Genomic DNA, 15568 nt, shown 5'->3' with positions numbered 1-15568 from the left:
GAAAAACATCCTGCGGAATTCGGGCTTCTGATCGCCGGTTTGCGATGACATGGTTGATGAGCACCGCATCGTGAGGAGAATACCATGCTTGCCACCGACATGCCCGCGACTCTACGCAGACAATTGGGCCGGTCCGGCCTTTCGGCCGCGGCTATCGGCCTGGGCGGCTGGGCGATCGGGGGCTTTTTCACGCTCAACGGAAAGCCGGATGGCTGGGGCGAGGTCGACGACGAACAGTCGATCCGTGCCCTCCGCCTCGGGCTCGAAATGGGTGCATCGCTGATCGACACGGCCGATGCCTATGGAACCGGTCACAGCGAGGAGGTGATCGGCCGGGCGCTGAGCGGACGAAGGGGCGAGGCAATCATCGCAACCAAGTTCGGCTATACCTATGATCGCGCCGCCCGGGCTCTCGTCGGCACCGATGTCACTCCCGCCTATATCAAAGAGGCCTGCGCGGCTTCGCTCAGGCGTTTGGGCACCGACTATATCGACCTCTATCAAATCCACGTCGGCGAGCTTTCAAGCGATCAAGCGGATGCGGCCGCTGAAACGCTCGAGAAATTGGCGGAGCGGGGCGCCATTCGTTTCTGGGGCTGGAGTACGGACAATGCCGCCGCGGCGAAGCGCATGGTGAAGTTCCCGCATTTCGTCGCCGTGCAGCAGGAGCTGAACGTCTTCACGGATGGGCCGGAGATGCTTGCGATGTGCGAGGGCAACAATCTGGCCAGCCTCAATCGCTCGCCGCTGGCGATGGGATTCCTGACCGGCAAGTTCAGGCCGGATACGCGCTTGCCACCCACTGACGTCAGGGCGGCCGGGCACAGCTGGGTGCGGTTCTTCGAGGACGGCCGGCCGCGTGCCGAGCATCTGCAACGCCTCGCCGCGGTGCGGGAACTCCTCCAGACCGGCGGCAGGACCTTGGCACAGGGGGCCCTGGGCTGGATCCTCGCCCGTTCCCCCAATACCTTTCCGATCCCCGGCTTCAAGACGGAGGCGCAGGTGCGCGAGAATCTCGCCGCACTCGAAAAGGGCGCTTTGTCGGCCGCAGCGATGGGGGAAATCGCCGCGCTTCTCGGCAGCGATCAGTAGCCGCTCTTGCCGATAGAGAGCTGCGGCGTCTCCGGAGCGGCGGCGACGACCCGCCAGCAGAAGACACCGCTGGACCGGTCCGCCTAGAGGCCGTCCACATTTTCTTTTCCCGCGGGGACCGGCGAGAGACGATCACCGGCATGCTGTCACTGGAGCGCCAAGCTGTTGCTGTCTTGCAACGAATTGTCGGCAATTGCTACAATCCGAAATTGTGTGTTTGCCAATCGGCCGGACTCGTGTATGTTGGCATCACTCTTAATTCAAGCCAGAGGAGGCGTGCAATGAATTCCACTCTCGTGACCATGCGCCCCTCTTGCGGAACGGCTGCCGTGGCATCGATGCATCGCGCATTTGGCCCGAGCCGATTTGGTGTCCAGGGCTATTAAACCCCGGATTTCCGCCGATTGGCGCTATCTCCACCTGATCTGACGTGACCGGCTGACGAAGCGATTTTCGTATCTTCGCCTTCGCATCCGCGCGTTTCTGACCTTCGAAAGGACCTGGCCGCCTCGATGCGCCGGGATGGAAAAATCATGCGTGAAGCACAATTTTTAGTTGTTGATACCCTCGCTCCGACGGTCGATGACCTGTGCCGGAAATTCGGCGCCTGGAAGACTGCGCGTGCGCTTCTGATTGCCATCTGGAGGCATCGTCAAACGACGAACCGGGTCTCGCATTTGTCAGATCGCATGCGCCGCGACATCGGTCTTCCGGAGAACGAGGATCGGCTCTTCGAAGCCAAGTTTTCCCTGTGGGATGTTCGGCTTTGAGTGCCGCCTGGTCGGGCGTCCGCGGGTCGAGGAGGAGCGTCATCGGCGCTCCTCATCCTTGAGCCGGCGGGCACTAACTATCGCATGAATAGCGCGCGGAAAGGCGCCGCTGTATCATGTCGCGCGCTCCTCGCGGGAGGCGAGTGGAGCGAGGGAGGACCGAGCCATGCCTATGTCTCCGGTGCTGCGCCGCCTATGGACGAACTGTCTGGCGGCAGCCATTGCTTTCATGTCCGCACATCTGGTCAACGCGTCCGACAAGCTTCCGCCGGAGCTCGAGAAGCTCAAGGCGTCGCTTGAAAAATACCAGGATCCGGTGGTTGCCGTGCGCGACGGCTATTTCTCGACGCTCGGCTGCGTCACCTTCGCGACCGGCACGATGGGGGTGCATTTCCTGAACCCCGCCCTGATCGGCCCGGTGCCCGACCCGATGAAGCCCACTTTGCTGGTCTACGAGCCGGTTGGGGACAAGCTGCAGCTCGTTGCCGTCGAGTGGCTGATCCCGCTCGCCACCGGTGTCAAGTCAAAGCCCGAGCTGTTCGGGCGGCCTTTCGACGGGCCGATGGAGGGCCATGAGCCGCTTCTACCGGCGCAACTGCATCATTACGACCTGCATGCCTGGATCTTCAAGCCGAACCCGCTCGGCCTGTTCCATCCGGTCAATCCGGACGTCAAATGCCCGGAGGGGCCTTATACCTTCCTGGAAGAGGCGCCGAAATCCGTGCCGCATCATGGGGCGCAATGAGGCGAAATATGCCGGGGTCTTTCCGGCATAGCCTCAGGGATCACGGGCGGCCGCGCTCAACCGCCCCTCTTGAGCGGATGTGAACGAAGGGAAGTGATATCCTTCCACCGGTGAGACGCCCTTGGTCTCGCCGGACACGCGCTTGCGGCTTCGCGGGGCCAGCATCTCGGCGGCCAAGTTGTCGAGATAGTCCAGAGCTTCCTGGGCCGCCTCCGCCGTGACCCGGCTGCCATCGGCCCCGGCCGCGCTCCTCAGTTCTTCTCGCATATCCTCCATGGCTTCCGCAATGAAACGCTGGGGGTCGTCGGTCTGCGCAGCAACCCAGTGCAGCAACCGGCATGTCACCATCTCATTGACACGCATCGCGGCGACAGTCTGGCCGAGCATCAGTGTCAGTTTCTGAAGCTTGTTGTCTTTCTGAGGCATCGGGTCCTTCTTCCGTTCTACAGCGCCGTGCGTCTTATCAGACCCACAAGGGCGCTTTAGCACTTTGAATTCCTGCATGTTTTTGTCCTCCAATGGGCGATTTGAGGAAACATGCAGAGGATTGTCTCTCCTTCGCCCTGCAGCAGTCCGGGGAGACGACATCCAAAGGACGAGGAACGAAGCACGGCGCGCAATACGTGTCGCACGCGATGCGCCATAGGCTGAACGGCAAGCAGTGCGATTTGTTCCCTCGGTTCGGCTGGCCGTCATCCTCGCCGGCAGGAACCAAGCAGGCCGTCGCCGCGTTGGCGGCTTTCGGAAGGAGCACGCCAGATGCAGCCATTCTTTACCCAATTCTCAAAGCAGATTTCCGAGCTCGCCGGAAGGCCGTACACTTTTGCCGTGGCGTCCTCGGCGATCGTCATCTGGGCCATATGTGGTCCGCTCTTCGATTTCTCGGCAAAATGGCAGCTCGCCGTCAATACCTGTACGACGATCACGACATTCCTGATGGTCTTCGTGCTTCAGAACTCACAGAACCGCGACGGTGTCGCGCTGCAAGCCAAGATCGACGAGCTGATCCGAGTGAGTGACGCCGAGAACCGCTTCATCGGAATAGAGAAGCTGGACGAACAGGAGCTGAAGGACGTTCGCCGCGACTGCATGCAAGAGGGAACGCAAGCGCGGGACGCGGAAAACGGCGTCACGGGTGCGCATCGCAGCGCGTGACGCGCATTCGGTGCCTTGCCGAGGCGGTGGAACCAAAATCGGAGCGGCGACGTTTCTCGCCAGAGGTGGGAGGTGCAGAATGAGACACATGGACATCCGCAAGCTCGAAAAGACCGATGCCAAGCATGTCTGGGACGTGGCGGAGTACTGCAGGCGAAGCGGTCTGCACAAGGCAGAGGAGCAGCGCCTGATCAAGGTGCTGGGCAGATACGCTTCGGCCCACGAGCTGCAGATGAATGTCGTGCGTCCTCAGACGCGTACACGCTGAGGCGTGATCGCGCAGTGAATTGCGGAGCAAGCGCGTGTGGCCAGTCCTCGCCGGTGCATTCCTGTTTATATGCGGCGTTCTCGTCATGACCTGGGAGGCGCTTGGCCGAAGGCGGCTGAGCGAGCCGCCGCATCCCCTCGACAATGACCCCCAGACGCTGGAGCCAAGACATCAGAGCCTGCGATTCCTCGGGCTGACGCGGAACTGGCACGGGGTGGCAATGATGGCGCTCGGCGCCTTGCTCCTGCTTTTCGGTGCAATCCGCTACGCCTTGGTGCTCTAGGCGGAACTGATCTCGACAAGAAAGACTTCCGAGGCGATGTCCGCCGAAAGCGTGACGGCGAGCGGCTGCTGCAGCACTGCCGTATCTAGCGCGTGCAGCGTCGCCGAGACGCCTTCGGTCGACAGCGCGACGCTGCCGCGGTGGCAGAAAAGGATGAGTTCGCGGGCATGGGAGGTGATCGGCTGCGAGTGCTCGACATGGAGCTTTCGCACCCGGTGCCTGAGTGTCTGCCGGCGGCTCATCACATTCAGGTCGGTGATCGGGCCATTGGTGAGCTTGGCCGAGGTCGCGACATCGGCAGGGAAGGAGAGCGGGGCGTCGGCCGTCGTCAACAGCTTCGGGGGGCGGCCCTCGATCGACAGTGTCATGCCGGCGCCTTCGAGAATGGAAAGGCTCCGGTCGATGCCGGGAAAGCTGGAAAACAGGCCGTCATTGGCAACCGTCGCCATGCTGACGCGCCAGTCGAAATCGGAAAGCGGCGCGCGATCCGGCGACACGGCGATTTCGATTGTCTCGCCGCCGCCGTTCTTCCAGGGCATGTGCCTGTAGTCGTTTGAGCGCAGGATTTTCATGGTGCCACTCCTCGCATGAGGTCGCGCATCCGGTCGAAGTCCTCGTTCATCGGCCGGTCGTCGGCATAGGTTGAGATTGCTCCGCGAATGCGGCCATAAAGAGCATCGGTGCGCGGTGCCCTGCCGCGCGACTTGGGCTGCATGTCATAGGCCTGGGCGGCGGCCAGCAATTCGATCGCGACGATCCGTTCGAGATTGTCGAGGATCGACAGGACCTTCCATGCGGCAGGCGTCGCATGGGTCAGGATATCCTCCTGCAGCGCGGAGGTGATACCGCCGTCAAGGCTTGCCGGTGCTGCCAGCCGGCGGTTCTCGGCGACGAGGGCCGCGGCGGTATACTGGGCGATCATGAAACCGGAGGAGACGCCGCTGTCATCGGCAAGAAACGCCGGAAGGCCGCTCACCAGCGGATTGACCAGACGGTCGATGCGGCGCTCCGAAATCGCGGCGACCTCTGACACGGCGACGGCGAGAGTATCCATTGCAAGTCCGAGCGCGGCTCCGACGGCATGCGCCTGTGAGTGGACCTGGGGTGCCTCGGGCGAACCGAACACGGCCGGATTGTCGGTAACGCTTGCTAGTTCCCGGTCGACGATCTCGGCTACCTGGTAGAAGGCGTCGCGCGCCGCGCCATGCACCTGCGGCACGGCTCTCAGACTTAACGGATCCTGCGTGCGGCTGCCCGCTGTCTCGGCAAGCATCGGGCTTTCCGCGAGCCAGCGACGCAAGGTCTTGCCTACCGCCTGGAGACCTGGCGATTGGCGCAGTGTCAGTGGTGCCTCGGCAAACGGCTCCGCCTGGCTGCCGAGATTTTCATAGGTCAGCGCCGCGGCCGCGTCGGCCCAGCCGAAGAGCCGTTCCGTGCGGGCCAGCGCCAGCGCAGCCTGCCCGGTGGCGCAAGGCGTGCCGTTGACGAGGCTGAGACCCTCCTTTGCTTCGAGCCGCAAGGGCTCCAGCCCCACCCGAGCGAGCGCCTCCATGCCGCTGAGCGTTTCGGCCCCGTGCGCGGCCGCGCCATGACCGATCAGAACGAGCCCGATCGCGGCAGCGTGGGTGAGATAACCGACCGAACCGCGCGAGGGGATGAGCGGAATGATATCCGCATTCAGAAGGGCGATCAGCGCCTCGACGGTCTCGATCCGAACGCCGGAGTAGCCATGCGAGAAATTGGCGATCTGCGCTGCCATCACGGCACGGGCTTCGGCCCGCCCGAGAGGTTCGCCGACGCCGCAGGCGTGGCTTAGAATGATGTTGCGCGACAGAGCCTCTTGGTTCTCGCGACTGATGACGACATCGCAAAGCGCACCGACGCCGGTATTGATACCGTAACCGCGGATGCCGCGCTCGACCAGCGCATCGACGATCCGGCGGGCATCGACGATCCGCTGACGCGTCCGCTCGGACAAGGCAAGGCGAACGCCACCGGCGATGACGGCGATCTCGCGCCATGTCAGCGGTCCATCGATGAGGATCGTCTCAGTCATGCTTCTCGGGTCTTCCCTGCCGGCGCTGGACGAAGCGCGCGACATAGTCGTTTGCCGGATTATCGAGAATATCACTGGGCGAGCCGACCTGCACGACCTGACCGTCTTTCAAGATCGCGATCTCGGATCCGATGCGCAGGGCCTCGTCGAGATCGTGAGTGATGAAGACGATGGTTTTTGCAAGGTTCTGCTGCAGTTGCAGCAACTGATCCTGCATATCGGCGCGGATCAGCGGATCGAGGGCGCTGAAAGCCTCGTCCATCAGGATCACGTCGGTATCCGCGGCCAGCGCCCGCGCGAGACCGACGCGTTGCTTCATGCCGCCCGAGAGCTGGTGCGGGAACTTCGCGTCATAGCCTGACAGGCCGACGGTCTCGATCCATTTCATGCCGATTTCGCGGGCATCGGCTTTCGACAGGCCGCGTACGCGCTGGCCGTAGACGACATTCTGCAGCACGGTCCGGTGCGGCATCAGCGCGAAGCTCTGGAACACCATGCTGACGCGCCGCATGCGGAAGGCACGCAGCGCCTTTGCGTCGAGATCGAGGATATTGCTGCCGTCGAACACGACCTTGCCGCTCGTCGGCTCGATCAGCCGGTTGATATGACGCACCAAGGTCGACTTGCCCGACCCGGAAAGCCCCATAATCACGAAAATCTTGCCGGCGCCGATCTTGAGGCTGACATCGTTGAGGCCGACGCTGCAGCCGGAGCGGGCAAGAATATCGGCCTTGTCGAGGCCATCCTTGGCCATGGCGAGCGCCGCCTTCGCGTCGTGCCCGAAGATTTTGTAGACGTTGCGGATATCGATATCAGCCATTGCGGGCGTCCTCCGTCCGGGGCTTGCCGAAGCCCTGCGTGATGCGGTCGAGCACGATTGCGAGAATAACGATGCCGATGCCGGCCTCGAGCCCCTTGCCGACGTCGAGCGTCTGGATGCCGTTCAGCACCTGCTCGCCGAGACCGCGCGCGCCGATCATCGAGGCGACGACGACCATCGACAGAGCCATCATGATCGTCTGGTTGAGGCCGGCCATGATGGTCGGAGTGGCGAGCGGCAGCTCGACGCCGAAGAGGATCTGCGTCGGACTGCCGCCGAAGGCGGTTGCCGCTTCGACAACCTCGCCGTCGACCTGGCGGATGCCGAGATCGGTCAGGCGGATCAGCGGCGGCACCGCATAGATGATGGTGGCGAGGATCGCCGGCACCTTGCCGAGACCGAAGAGCATCAGCGCCGGGATTAGGTAGACGAAGCTCGGCATTGTCTGCATGACGTCGAGGACCGGCAGGGTGACGTTGCGCACGACGCGGCTCTTGGCGACCAGGATGCCGATCGGCACGCCAACTACCACCGAGACGATGGTTGCCATCAGCATCAGGGCCAATGTCTGCATCGTCAGGTCCCAGAGGCCGAGCACGCCGACGGCGAGAAGCAGGGCACCGACGGCAAGCGTCAGCGTCCAGCGCTTCGAACTCTGCCAGGCAAGCGCCATGAAGGCCAGAAGCACCAGCCACCAGGGCAGGCCACGCAGGATCCATTCGATGAACAGCACGGCCTTCAGGATGACGCCGCTGATCGCCTTGAACACCCAGCCGTAGTTGGTGACGAGCGCCTGGATGAACTCGTTCACCGGGGCGCGGATCGAAAGATTGAGAGAGTCCGGAAACATCGGAAAAATCCTTGCTCGGATAGCCGCCGGCGATCATCGCCGCCTGTCCGCGGCATCTTGGCAGATTGCGGGCGCCGCGCCTTACCGTGGTGGAAGGATAAGGCGCGGCGAACGCAGACGGAATTGAGCTCGTCTTATTTGAGGCTCGCTTCGATCTTGCCGCGGGCCTCTTCGGAAACCCATTTGCCCCAGACGTCGGCCTTGGTCTTGAGGAATTCCGCGGCGGCAGCGGCGGCGTCGACCTTGTTGTCGGCCATATAGGCAAGGCTGCCGTTGACCGCTTCGAGCGGGAAGGTCGCCTTTTCGAGAATCGCGATGATCTCCGGAGCCTCCGAAGCGAAGGTGCTGTTCACGCCATAGGCGACCTCGACGGAAGGGAAGGCGCAGCCCTGATCGCGCTTGCCGTTGGCGCTGCTCAGTTCCTTCCAGCAGGCCTCGTTGTATGCCGGCTCTTCCAGCTGGACGAGCTTGAATTTGCCCATGATGGCCGTCGGCGACCAGTAGTAGAAGAGGATCGGCTCGCCCTGGAGATAGGCGGAGGTGATCGCCGAATCGAGCGCCGTGCCGGTGCCGGGCCGGAAGTTCACATAGGCCTCGCCGAGCTTGTAGGCTTCGAGCTTGGCAGTGCTGACGCCCTCGCAGGTCCAGCCGGAGGGGCAATTCAGGAAGCGCCCCTTGGACGGCTCCTCCGGATCGGCAAACACTTCGACGACCTTAGGGTCGGAAAGCTGAGAGACGCTCTTGAGATCCGGCGCCTTGGCTTCGATGTTGCGAGCGGGATCGCCGTGGACGACATAGTCCGGCACGAACCAGCCTTCGCTGGCACCGACGAAGGTCTTGCCGACAGCAACCACCTTCTTTTCTTCGACCGCCTTGTTCCAGACGTCGGAGCGGCCGAGCCATTCCTCGGCAAAAATCTGTACGTCATTGTTGGCGGTCGCCTGCTCGAGCGTGACGGAATTGCCGGGTATGGAATCCACCTGGCAATCGTAGCCCTTAGCCAGGATCGTCTTCATGACTTCCGTGATGAAGGCGCCGCTTTCCCAATCGATGCCGGCGAAGGTCACGGTCTTTCCGTCGCTGCAATAAGAGGCGTTGGCCGCGCTCGCAGAAGCCGCAAGCATCAGGCCGGCGGCGGCGAAGGTGAGTTTCATAGTGCTGATCGACATGCGCATTCCCCTTTTTTGATCGTCGACTGGATTGCTATTTCAGCTTGGTGAGAACCCGCGCGAAGGCGCGGTCGATGTCTTCCTCCCGGTCATGGTGTCCATTGCGGATCTTCCATTGGCCGGCGACCATGACGTCGCGGACCGTCTCGCCGCCGAGCGCAAAAAGCCAGCGGTCGAGAAACTGATTGCCGCTTGCCGCGGCGATATAGGGATTGGCGCCATCGAGCACGACGAGGTCCGCCCGCGCGCCGACCTGAATGCCCGCCGTACCGAGACCGGCCGCCCGGGCACCGCCGGCGAGTGCGGCGTCGAAGATCGTCCTGCCGACCGAGGCGCCGGGAGCGGCGAGCCGGTTGCGCCTGCGGTCGCGCAGCCGCTGGCCGTATTCGAGAAGCCGGAGCTCTTCCGCGACGCTGGTCGCCACATGGCTGTCGGTGCCGATGCCGAGACGTCCTCCGGCGGCAAGGAAATCGGTGGCGGGAAAGATGCCGTCGCCGAGATTGGCCTCGGTCGCCGGGCAGAGACCGGCAACCGCTCCCGATTTCGCCAGCCGCTCGGTTTCCTCCGGCGTCATATGCGTCGCATGAATGGCGCACCAGCGCTCGTCGACCGGCATTTCGTCGAGCAGCCATTCGACTGGGCGACGGCCGCTCCAGGCGAGGCAATCCTCGACCTCGCGGGTCTGCTCCGCGACGTGGATGTGGATCGGTCCGGAAACCGGTGCCGACCCGAGGATCTCTCGCATCTCTTGGGGCGTGGCGGCGCGCAGGGAATGGATGGCATAGCCGAGCTCGGCGCCGGCCTCGGCGCTCGCCGGAACCAGCCGTTCGAGCAGGGCAAGAAAGCGATCCGGATCGTGAAGGAAAGGGCGCTGGCCCGGATTGGGCTCCATGCCGCCGAAGTTGGCATGCGCGTAGAAAACCGGCAGGTGCGTGAGTCCGATGCCGGTCGTACGGGCGGCGTTCAGGATGCGCAGCGACATTTCCGCCGGATCGGCATAGGAGGTGCCGTCCGCCTGGTGATGAAGATAGTGGAATTCGACCACTCGGCCGAAGCCACCCTTCAGCATCTCCACATAGAGCTTCGCGGCGATCGCCTCGACATCGTCCGGATCGACAAGGCCGACGGTGTGGTACATTGTCTCGCGCCATGTCCAGAAGCTGTCGTCGCCGCTACCGGCCACTTCGGCAAGGCCGGCCATGGCGCGCTGAAAGGCATGGGAATGCAGGTTCGACATGGCCGGGACAAGGGGGCCGGCGATGCGTTCGTCGCCCGCTGCCGGCGCCCGGGCCGTTTCGACGGCGGCAATGCATCCGTCACTGTCTAGGGAAATGACCACGTTCTCCGCCCAACCGGTCGACAGAAGCGCCTGCTCGGCAAAGAGCCGGTGAGCGGAAAAGGCAGACATCGCTTTCTCCCTGTACGTGGTTGTATATGGAACTATAGATATTTTCTGGTGGCGCGCAACCTAAAAATCGTCGAAAACAATCCGTGGTCGCCGGTCGCATGTCGGTCCGGCATCGACGAACGGAGCATACTATGCCGTCAATGGAGCGCAAAAGCGACGCATCCGCCTTCGAGGATGGACCCATCCCGCGCTATGAGGCGGTGAAGCAGTTCATCCGCAGCCGCATCGAAAGCGGGGAGTGGCCGGAGCATCATCGCATCCCCTCCGAAAACGACATTGTTGCCGATCTCGGGGTCAGCCGGATGACCGCGAACCGCGCCTTGCGCGAGCTGGCAAGCGAGGGCGCCATCACCCGGGTGCAAGGTGTCGGGTCCTTCGTCGCGCCTCACAAGGGCAGCACCGCGCTGCTCGAAGTCCGCAACATCGCCGATGAGATTCGCGAGCGGGGTCACCGTCACAGCTCTCGCATCGATCGTCTCGAAGAGATATCGGCAAACCCCGACATTGCCGGTGCGCTGGGGCTCTCGACCGGGGCACGGGTCTTCCACTCGATCATCGTTCACGCGGAAAACGGCATGCCGATCCAACTCGAGGATCGTTTCGTCAATCCGGTGATCTGCCCCGACTATCTTAAGCAGGATTTCGTGAGCACGACGCCGAACGCCTACCTGACGCTGGTTGCGCCGATCACCCGCACCGAACAGGTCGTCGAGGCGGTGTTACCGCAGCCCTGGGAATGCAAGCTGCTTTCGATCGGCCGCAACGAACCCTGCCTGATGATCCGCCGCCGGACCTGGTCGGAAAACCGGAATGTCACGGTCGCGCGGCTCATCTATCCCGGTACGCGCTATCGCCTCGAAGGCGTTTCATCGTAAGAAGCCTTGAGACGAACGGGAGCGGAACGATGGAAGAGGACTCGCTGAAGCGCCGCACCGAGCTCGCAAGGCCCGACGTGTCGGCGGATGAGGCAAAGGCGATCCTGCTCGAACATTACGGCGTCTCCGGGGATCTTACCGAACTCGGCAGCCAGCAGGACCGCAACTACCGTGTCAATACGGGCGAAGGCCGCTTCGTGCTGAAGATTGCGAGGGCGGAATACGAGCGCGTCGAACTCGAGGCGCAAAACGCGGCGTTGCGCCATGTGGGCGCCAAGGCCAATGCGCCGATGGTGCCGCGGGTCGTTCCGGCGCGCGATGGCGAAGAGATCGTCAGTGCCGCCGTGCGCGACGTCACCTACCAGTTCCGGCTGCTGACCTACCTCGCGGGAACCCCGCTGACGCGCCGCAAGCACCTGTCGGCAGAAACGGTATCGGCCCTTGGCGACCTCGCCGGTCGGCTCGCCGCGGCACTCGCGGACTTCGACCATCCGGGGCTCGTCCGGCAACTGCAATGGGATCTCCGGCGAGCCGGTCCAGTGGCGCTTCAGCTGCTTTCGGCGATGACCGATGTCGATTTGCGCAAGCGCATCGCCGAGGCGATGGTGGGGGCGATGCGCCGCGTTCAGCCGCTGATGCCGGAGCTGCGCCTCAGGGCGATCCATCAGGATGTCACCGACGACAATGTCGTGAGCCGGGCGGAGAAGGGCGGCCGCCTGGTGCCCGAGGGCGTCATCGATTTCGGCGACGTGCTCCAAGGCTGGCTGGTGGCGGAGCTCGCGGTCACCTGTGCGTCGCTGCTTCACCATGTCGACGGCGATCCTTTCCGCATCCTGCCGGCGGTCAAGGCGTTCCATGCCGTCTGCCCGCTGACCGAGGCCGAAATCAAGGCACTCTGGCCGCTGATCGTCGCGCGCGCCGGCATTCTCGTTGCAAGCTCGGCACGGCAGCTCGAGATCGAGCCGGACAACGCATATGTCCAGGGCAATGCCGCACATGAGCGCGAAATCTTCGATGTCGCCGTCTCCGTTCCCTTCGAGCTTATGGATCATGCCATTCATCAGGCGATCGGCAAGGAGGATGCGTCGCCCGTCCTCCCGGAGAGTGGCCGCCTGATGCCGGACGTCGATCCTCACCGGGTCGGTATCGTCGACCTGTCGCTGCTCGGACCGCATCTGCCCGCCGACCGCTGGCACTACGAGGATACCGAGGCGCTGCTCCTGCAGTCGGCGGCGCGGGCCGCCGGGGCTGCCGCGACCCGCTACGGCGAATTCCGCCTGACCGAAACGCGCCTTCTCCAGGCCAAGCCTCCCCAGACGCTCGCCCTCCATGTCGACCTCTGCCTGCACGGGCAGACCGCAGTTCACGCGCCCTTTGCCGGGCAGCTGCACCAGCGCCGCGGCAGGCTGATTCTTTCGACGCAGGGCCTCCACCTCCATCTGCTGGGGATCGAGCCGGCAAGACTTGAAGATGGGAGCGTCGAGGCAGGGGACCGGATCGGCACGGTCCCCGGCGACGCTTCAGCGCTCGGCTTCATGCGCGTGCAGCTTTGCACCGCCGCGGAAATCGACCCGCCGCCTTTTGCGGTCCCGCATCAGGCGGAAGCCTGGCGGAGGCTCTCTCCGTCGCCGGGGCCAATCCTCGGTTTCGATTGCGATGCGCCGCCACCGCAAGCGGCGGCGCTGCTCGATCGACGGCAGCGCCATTTCGCGCGGCCGCAGAAGAACTATTACCGCAAGCCCCCGCAGATCGAGCGTGGCTGGAAGGAGCATCTCTTCGACGTCGAGGGGCGGGCCTATCTCGACATGGTCAACAACGTCACCATTGTCGGGCACGGCCATCCGCGCCTCTCGGCTGCGGTTGGACGGCAATGGTCGCTGCTTAACACCAATTCCCGCTTCCACTACGCGGCCGTCGCCGAGTTTTCCGAGCGGCTTGCGGCTCTTGCACCGGAAGGCCTCGACACGGTCTTTCTCGTCAACAGCGGCTCGGAAGCGAACGACCTCGCCATCCGCCTCGCCTGGGCCTATTCCGGCGCGCGCAGCGTGGTCTCGCTGCTGGAGGCCTATCATGGCTGGACGGTCGCCAGCGACGCCGTCTCGACCTCCATCGCCGACAATCCGCAGGCTCTGACAACCCGGCCCCAGTGGGTGCACCCGGTCGTCTCGCCGAATACCTATCGCGGGCCGTATCGCGGCGAAAGCTCGACCGGCGACTATGTCGGGGCGGTCGCGGCAAAGCTTGAGGAACTGGATGAGAACGGCGGGGGCCTCGCCGGGTTCATCTGCGAAGCGGTCTACGGCAATGCCGGCGGCATTCCGCTGCCGCCCGGTTATCTCGAGGCCGTCTATCGGATGGTCAGGGCGCGTGGCGGTGTGTGCATCGCGGACGAGGTACAGGTCGGCTATGGCCGGCTCGGTCACTATTTCTGGGGTTTCGAGGAACAGGGCGTCGTGCCGGATATCATCTCCGTCGCCAAGGGCATGGGCAATGGCCACCCGCTCGGAGCGGTGATCACCCGCCGCGAAATCGCCGAGGCGCTCGAGAAGGAAGGCTATTTCTTCTCTTCCGCCGGCGGCAGCCCGGTGAGCTCCGTCGTCGGGCTGACCGTCCTCGACATCCTGCATGACGAGGCGCTGCAGGAGAACGCCCGCGCGGTGGGTGATCATCTCAAGGAGCGGCTGCAAGCGCTCGGTGAGCTAATCCCGATCGTCGGTGCGGTGCACGGCATGGGGCTCTATCTCGGCGTGGAATTCGTCCGCGACCGCGAGACCCTGGAGCCGGCGACGGAGGAGACGGCGGCGATCTGCGACCGTCTCCTGGAGCTCGGCGTCATCATGCAGCCGACCGGCGACCATCTCAACGTCTTGAAAATCAAGCCGCCGCTCTGCCTCAGCCGCGAGAGCGCCGATTTCTTCGCCGCCATGCTGGCAAAGGTGCTGGAGGAGGGGTGGTAGAGCCCGACTACCCCTCGCTCAGCATCTCCGGCTCACCGGTCAAAAGATCGACGAGGCTTCGGCGAACGCGGCCGATGTCGCGCATCGGCGGCTCACCGAAGTGGCGCGCATATTCGCGGCTGAACTGCGACTGGCTGTCGTAACCAACCTGATGACCGGCGTCGCCCGCGTCGAGGCGCTCCTCCAGCATCAGCCGGCGTGCTTCCTGCAGGCGGAGCTGCTTCTGGTATTGCAGCGGGCTCATCGCCGTGATCGCCTTGAAATGATGATGCAGCGAGGAGACGCTCATGCTGACCCGGTTTGCCAGATCGTCGATGCGGAGCGGGTGGGAGTAGTGCTCCTTCAGCCAGGCGACGGCGCGGCCGATCTGGTGTGGCTGGCTTTCAGCGGTCGTCATCTGCCGCAGCCTGGCACCATGTGGCCCAATCAGCAGCCGATAGAGGATTTCCTGTTCGATAAGCGGCAACAGGATGGGCATCTCGGCGGGGCGATCGAGGAGCCGCAGCAGTCGCAGTGCCGCGTCTTCCAGGTCCGCCGTAAGCTTGTTAACCGTCATGCCGCGCGGCGACGCGGGTGACCTTGCCGTCTGATCGCCGACCCTGTCGATAAGCGCTGGAATCTTCGCCGTATCGATCTGAAAATTCATGCTGAGATAGGGCTCGTCGTTGGAAGCCAAGGAAATTTGCGACAGGACCGGCAGGTCGATCGACGTCAGCAGATAGTCCGATGCGCCATAGACGAACAGCTCCCCGCCGAGCAGGACGCGTTTGGCGCCCTGGACGATGATTGCGAGACTCGGCTTGTAGGCGGCACAATTCGGCTTGGCGGAGCTCGAATGCCGGTGAATGCTGAGGCCCGGAATGATCGTCGGGTGGTCGCCGTCCACCGCGGCAATCCGGGCAATGATGTCGATCATCTCCTGGCGCGGCGTCCGTTGCAGTTCTGACATCTTCTATATTCTTTCCGGTGCTTGGGGCTTATGAGATGGGGCACAGATAGGAGGAGGACGTTGCGGCGCAACGGCCGTTCTTTCATTCTTGCAGGATTGTGCAAAAACTTTGCAGGATCGCACTAACGCAGTGCCGCCCAGGAACAGCATAGTCCGCCTTGCCGCCCGAGG

16 protein-coding genes are annotated in these 15568 nt (G+C 63.6%); 8 read left to right on the top strand and 8 right to left on the bottom strand.

The window, feature by feature from the left end:
- The first annotated feature begins 84 nt into the window (after positions 1-84).
- The 3 genes from CO656_RS17835 (at position 85) to CO656_RS17825 (ending at position 2607) form a co-directional block, all read left to right on the top strand.
- Entirely contained in the window at positions 85-1092 is a 1008-nt protein-coding gene (locus CO656_RS17835) for an aldo/keto reductase (RefSeq protein WP_037419910.1), read from the top strand.
- A 533-nt stretch (positions 1093-1625) separates the two neighbouring features.
- A complete protein-coding gene (locus CO656_RS17830) occupies positions 1626-1862 on the top strand; it encodes a DUF1127 domain-containing protein (protein WP_097526606.1) in 237 nt (78 codons plus the stop codon).
- Positions 1863-2028: 166 nt separating this feature from the next.
- A complete protein-coding gene (locus tag CO656_RS17825) occupies positions 2029-2607 on the top strand; it encodes a hypothetical protein (protein WP_097526605.1) in 579 nt (192 codons plus the stop codon).
- 33 nt (positions 2608-2640) lie between these two features.
- Here the strand turns inward: CO656_RS17825 and CO656_RS17820 are convergent, their stop codons facing one another.
- Positions 2641-3111 carry a hypothetical protein gene (locus CO656_RS17820; protein WP_234819788.1) on the bottom strand — a complete coding sequence of 157 codons (471 nt, stop codon included), beginning with the start codon at positions 3109-3111 and terminating at the stop codon, positions 2641-2643.
- Positions 3112-3366: 255 nt separating this feature from the next.
- Here CO656_RS17820 and CO656_RS17815 point away from each other — a divergent pair, with 255 nt between their 5' ends.
- The 3 genes from CO656_RS17815 to CO656_RS17805 all read left to right on the top strand — a co-directional run bounded on the left by CO656_RS17815 (position 3367) and on the right by CO656_RS17805 (position 4313).
- Complete coding sequence (locus CO656_RS17815) at positions 3367-3762, top strand: low affinity iron permease family protein (protein ID WP_037419897.1); 396 nt, start codon at positions 3367-3369, stop codon at positions 3760-3762.
- Between the two features lie 79 nt (positions 3763-3841).
- Positions 3842-4030, top strand: a complete 189-nt coding sequence (locus tag CO656_RS17810; RefSeq protein ID WP_037419894.1) for a hypothetical protein — start codon at positions 3842-3844, stop codon at positions 4028-4030.
- Between the two features lie 34 nt (positions 4031-4064).
- A complete protein-coding gene (locus tag CO656_RS17805; protein WP_037419891.1) occupies positions 4065-4313 on the top strand; it encodes a hypothetical protein in 249 nt (82 codons plus the stop codon).
- On the opposite strand, the gene CO656_RS17800 is transcribed toward CO656_RS17805, so the two are convergent.
- The 6 genes from CO656_RS17800 to hutF form a co-directional block, all read right to left on the bottom strand.
- Positions 4310-4885: a HutD family protein gene (locus CO656_RS17800; protein ID WP_037419888.1), complete on the bottom strand. Its 576-nt coding sequence runs from the start codon at positions 4883-4885 to the stop codon at positions 4310-4312. The two genes, CO656_RS17805 and CO656_RS17800, sit on opposite strands and share 4 nt — an antisense overlap.
- Positions 4882-6369 carry a histidine ammonia-lyase gene (gene hutH, locus CO656_RS17795; RefSeq protein WP_097526604.1) on the bottom strand — a complete coding sequence of 496 codons (1488 nt, stop codon included), beginning with the start codon at positions 6367-6369 and terminating at the stop codon, positions 4882-4884. The genes CO656_RS17800 and hutH overlap by 4 nt, the downstream gene beginning before the upstream one ends.
- A complete protein-coding gene (locus tag CO656_RS17790) occupies positions 6362-7189 on the bottom strand; it encodes a betaine/proline/choline family ABC transporter ATP-binding protein (RefSeq protein WP_097526603.1) in 828 nt (275 codons plus the stop codon). The genes hutH and CO656_RS17790 overlap by 8 nt, the downstream gene beginning before the upstream one ends.
- Positions 7182-8039 (bottom strand): proline/glycine betaine ABC transporter permease, encoded by an 858-nt coding sequence (locus CO656_RS17785; RefSeq protein ID WP_097526602.1) that lies wholly within the window; start codon positions 8037-8039, stop codon positions 7182-7184. Before CO656_RS17785 ends, CO656_RS17790 begins: the two co-directional genes overlap by 8 nt.
- Before the next feature lie 134 nt (positions 8040-8173).
- On the bottom strand, positions 8174-9208 hold the full coding sequence (locus tag CO656_RS17780; protein ID WP_097526710.1) for an ABC transporter substrate-binding protein: 1035 nt from the start codon (positions 9206-9208) through the stop codon (positions 8174-8176).
- A 34-nt stretch (positions 9209-9242) separates the two neighbouring features.
- On the bottom strand, positions 9243-10616 hold the full coding sequence (gene hutF / locus CO656_RS17775) for a formimidoylglutamate deiminase (RefSeq protein ID WP_097526601.1): 1374 nt from the start codon (positions 10614-10616) through the stop codon (positions 9243-9245).
- Positions 10617-10747: 131 nt separating this feature from the next.
- Between hutF and hutC the strand changes: the two genes are divergently transcribed.
- Both hutC and CO656_RS17765 read left to right on the top strand, forming a co-directional pair.
- Positions 10748-11491, top strand: a complete 744-nt coding sequence (hutC, locus tag CO656_RS17770; RefSeq protein ID WP_037419879.1) for a histidine utilization repressor — start codon at positions 10748-10750, stop codon at positions 11489-11491.
- 29 nt (positions 11492-11520) lie between these two features.
- Positions 11521-14448 (top strand): aminotransferase, encoded by a 2928-nt coding sequence (locus CO656_RS17765; RefSeq protein WP_097526600.1) that lies wholly within the window; start codon positions 11521-11523, stop codon positions 14446-14448.
- 7 nt (positions 14449-14455) lie between these two features.
- On the opposite strand, the gene CO656_RS17760 is transcribed toward CO656_RS17765, so the two are convergent.
- Positions 14456-15397, bottom strand: a complete 942-nt coding sequence (locus CO656_RS17760; RefSeq protein ID WP_097526599.1) for an AraC family transcriptional regulator — start codon at positions 15395-15397, stop codon at positions 14456-14458.
- Positions 15398-15568 lie beyond the last annotated feature (171 nt).

This window comes from Sinorhizobium sp. FG01 (assembly GCF_002531875.1).
Classification (GTDB): domain Bacteria; phylum Pseudomonadota; class Alphaproteobacteria; order Rhizobiales; family Rhizobiaceae; genus Sinorhizobium; species Sinorhizobium fredii_C.
Note: the sequence above shows the minus strand (reverse complement) of the source record. Positions and strands in the feature narration are given on the sequence as shown.

Excerpts from the sequence above, each read along its gene's own strand:
- CO656_RS17820 (WP_234819788.1), bottom strand. The coding sequence starts at position 3,111 with ATGCAGGAATTCAAAGTGCTAAAGCGCCCTTGTGGGTCTGATAAGACG.
- CO656_RS17800 (WP_037419888.1), bottom strand. The coding sequence starts at position 4,885 with ATGAAAATCCTGCGCTCAAACGACTACAGGCACATGCCCTGGAAGAAC.
- CO656_RS17785 (WP_097526602.1), bottom strand. The coding sequence starts at position 8,039 with ATGTTTCCGGACTCTCTCAATCTTTCGATCCGCGCCCCGGTGAACGAG.
- CO656_RS17780 (WP_097526710.1), bottom strand. The coding sequence starts at position 9,208 with ATGTCGATCAGCACTATGAAACTCACCTTCGCCGCCGCCGGCCTGATG.
- CO656_RS17825 (WP_097526605.1), top strand. The coding sequence starts at position 2,029 with ATGCCTATGTCTCCGGTGCTGCGCCGCCTATGGACGAACTGTCTGGCG.
- CO656_RS17830 (WP_097526606.1), top strand. The coding sequence starts at position 1,626 with ATGCGTGAAGCACAATTTTTAGTTGTTGATACCCTCGCTCCGACGGTC.
- CO656_RS17815 (WP_037419897.1), top strand. The coding sequence starts at position 3,367 with ATGCAGCCATTCTTTACCCAATTCTCAAAGCAGATTTCCGAGCTCGCC.
- CO656_RS17790 (WP_097526603.1), bottom strand. The coding sequence starts at position 7,189 with ATGGCTGATATCGATATCCGCAACGTCTACAAAATCTTCGGGCACGAC.
- hutF (WP_097526601.1), bottom strand. The coding sequence starts at position 10,616 with ATGTCTGCCTTTTCCGCTCACCGGCTCTTTGCCGAGCAGGCGCTTCTG.
- CO656_RS17835 (WP_037419910.1), top strand. The coding sequence starts at position 85 with ATGCTTGCCACCGACATGCCCGCGACTCTACGCAGACAATTGGGCCGG.
- CO656_RS17810 (WP_037419894.1), top strand. The coding sequence starts at position 3,842 with ATGAGACACATGGACATCCGCAAGCTCGAAAAGACCGATGCCAAGCAT.
- hutH (WP_097526604.1), bottom strand. The coding sequence starts at position 6,369 with ATGACTGAGACGATCCTCATCGATGGACCGCTGACATGGCGCGAGATC.
- CO656_RS17765 (WP_097526600.1), top strand. The coding sequence starts at position 11,521 with ATGGAAGAGGACTCGCTGAAGCGCCGCACCGAGCTCGCAAGGCCCGAC.
- CO656_RS17760 (WP_097526599.1), bottom strand. The coding sequence starts at position 15,397 with ATGTCAGAACTGCAACGGACGCCGCGCCAGGAGATGATCGACATCATT.
- hutC (WP_037419879.1), top strand. The coding sequence starts at position 10,748 with ATGCCGTCAATGGAGCGCAAAAGCGACGCATCCGCCTTCGAGGATGGA.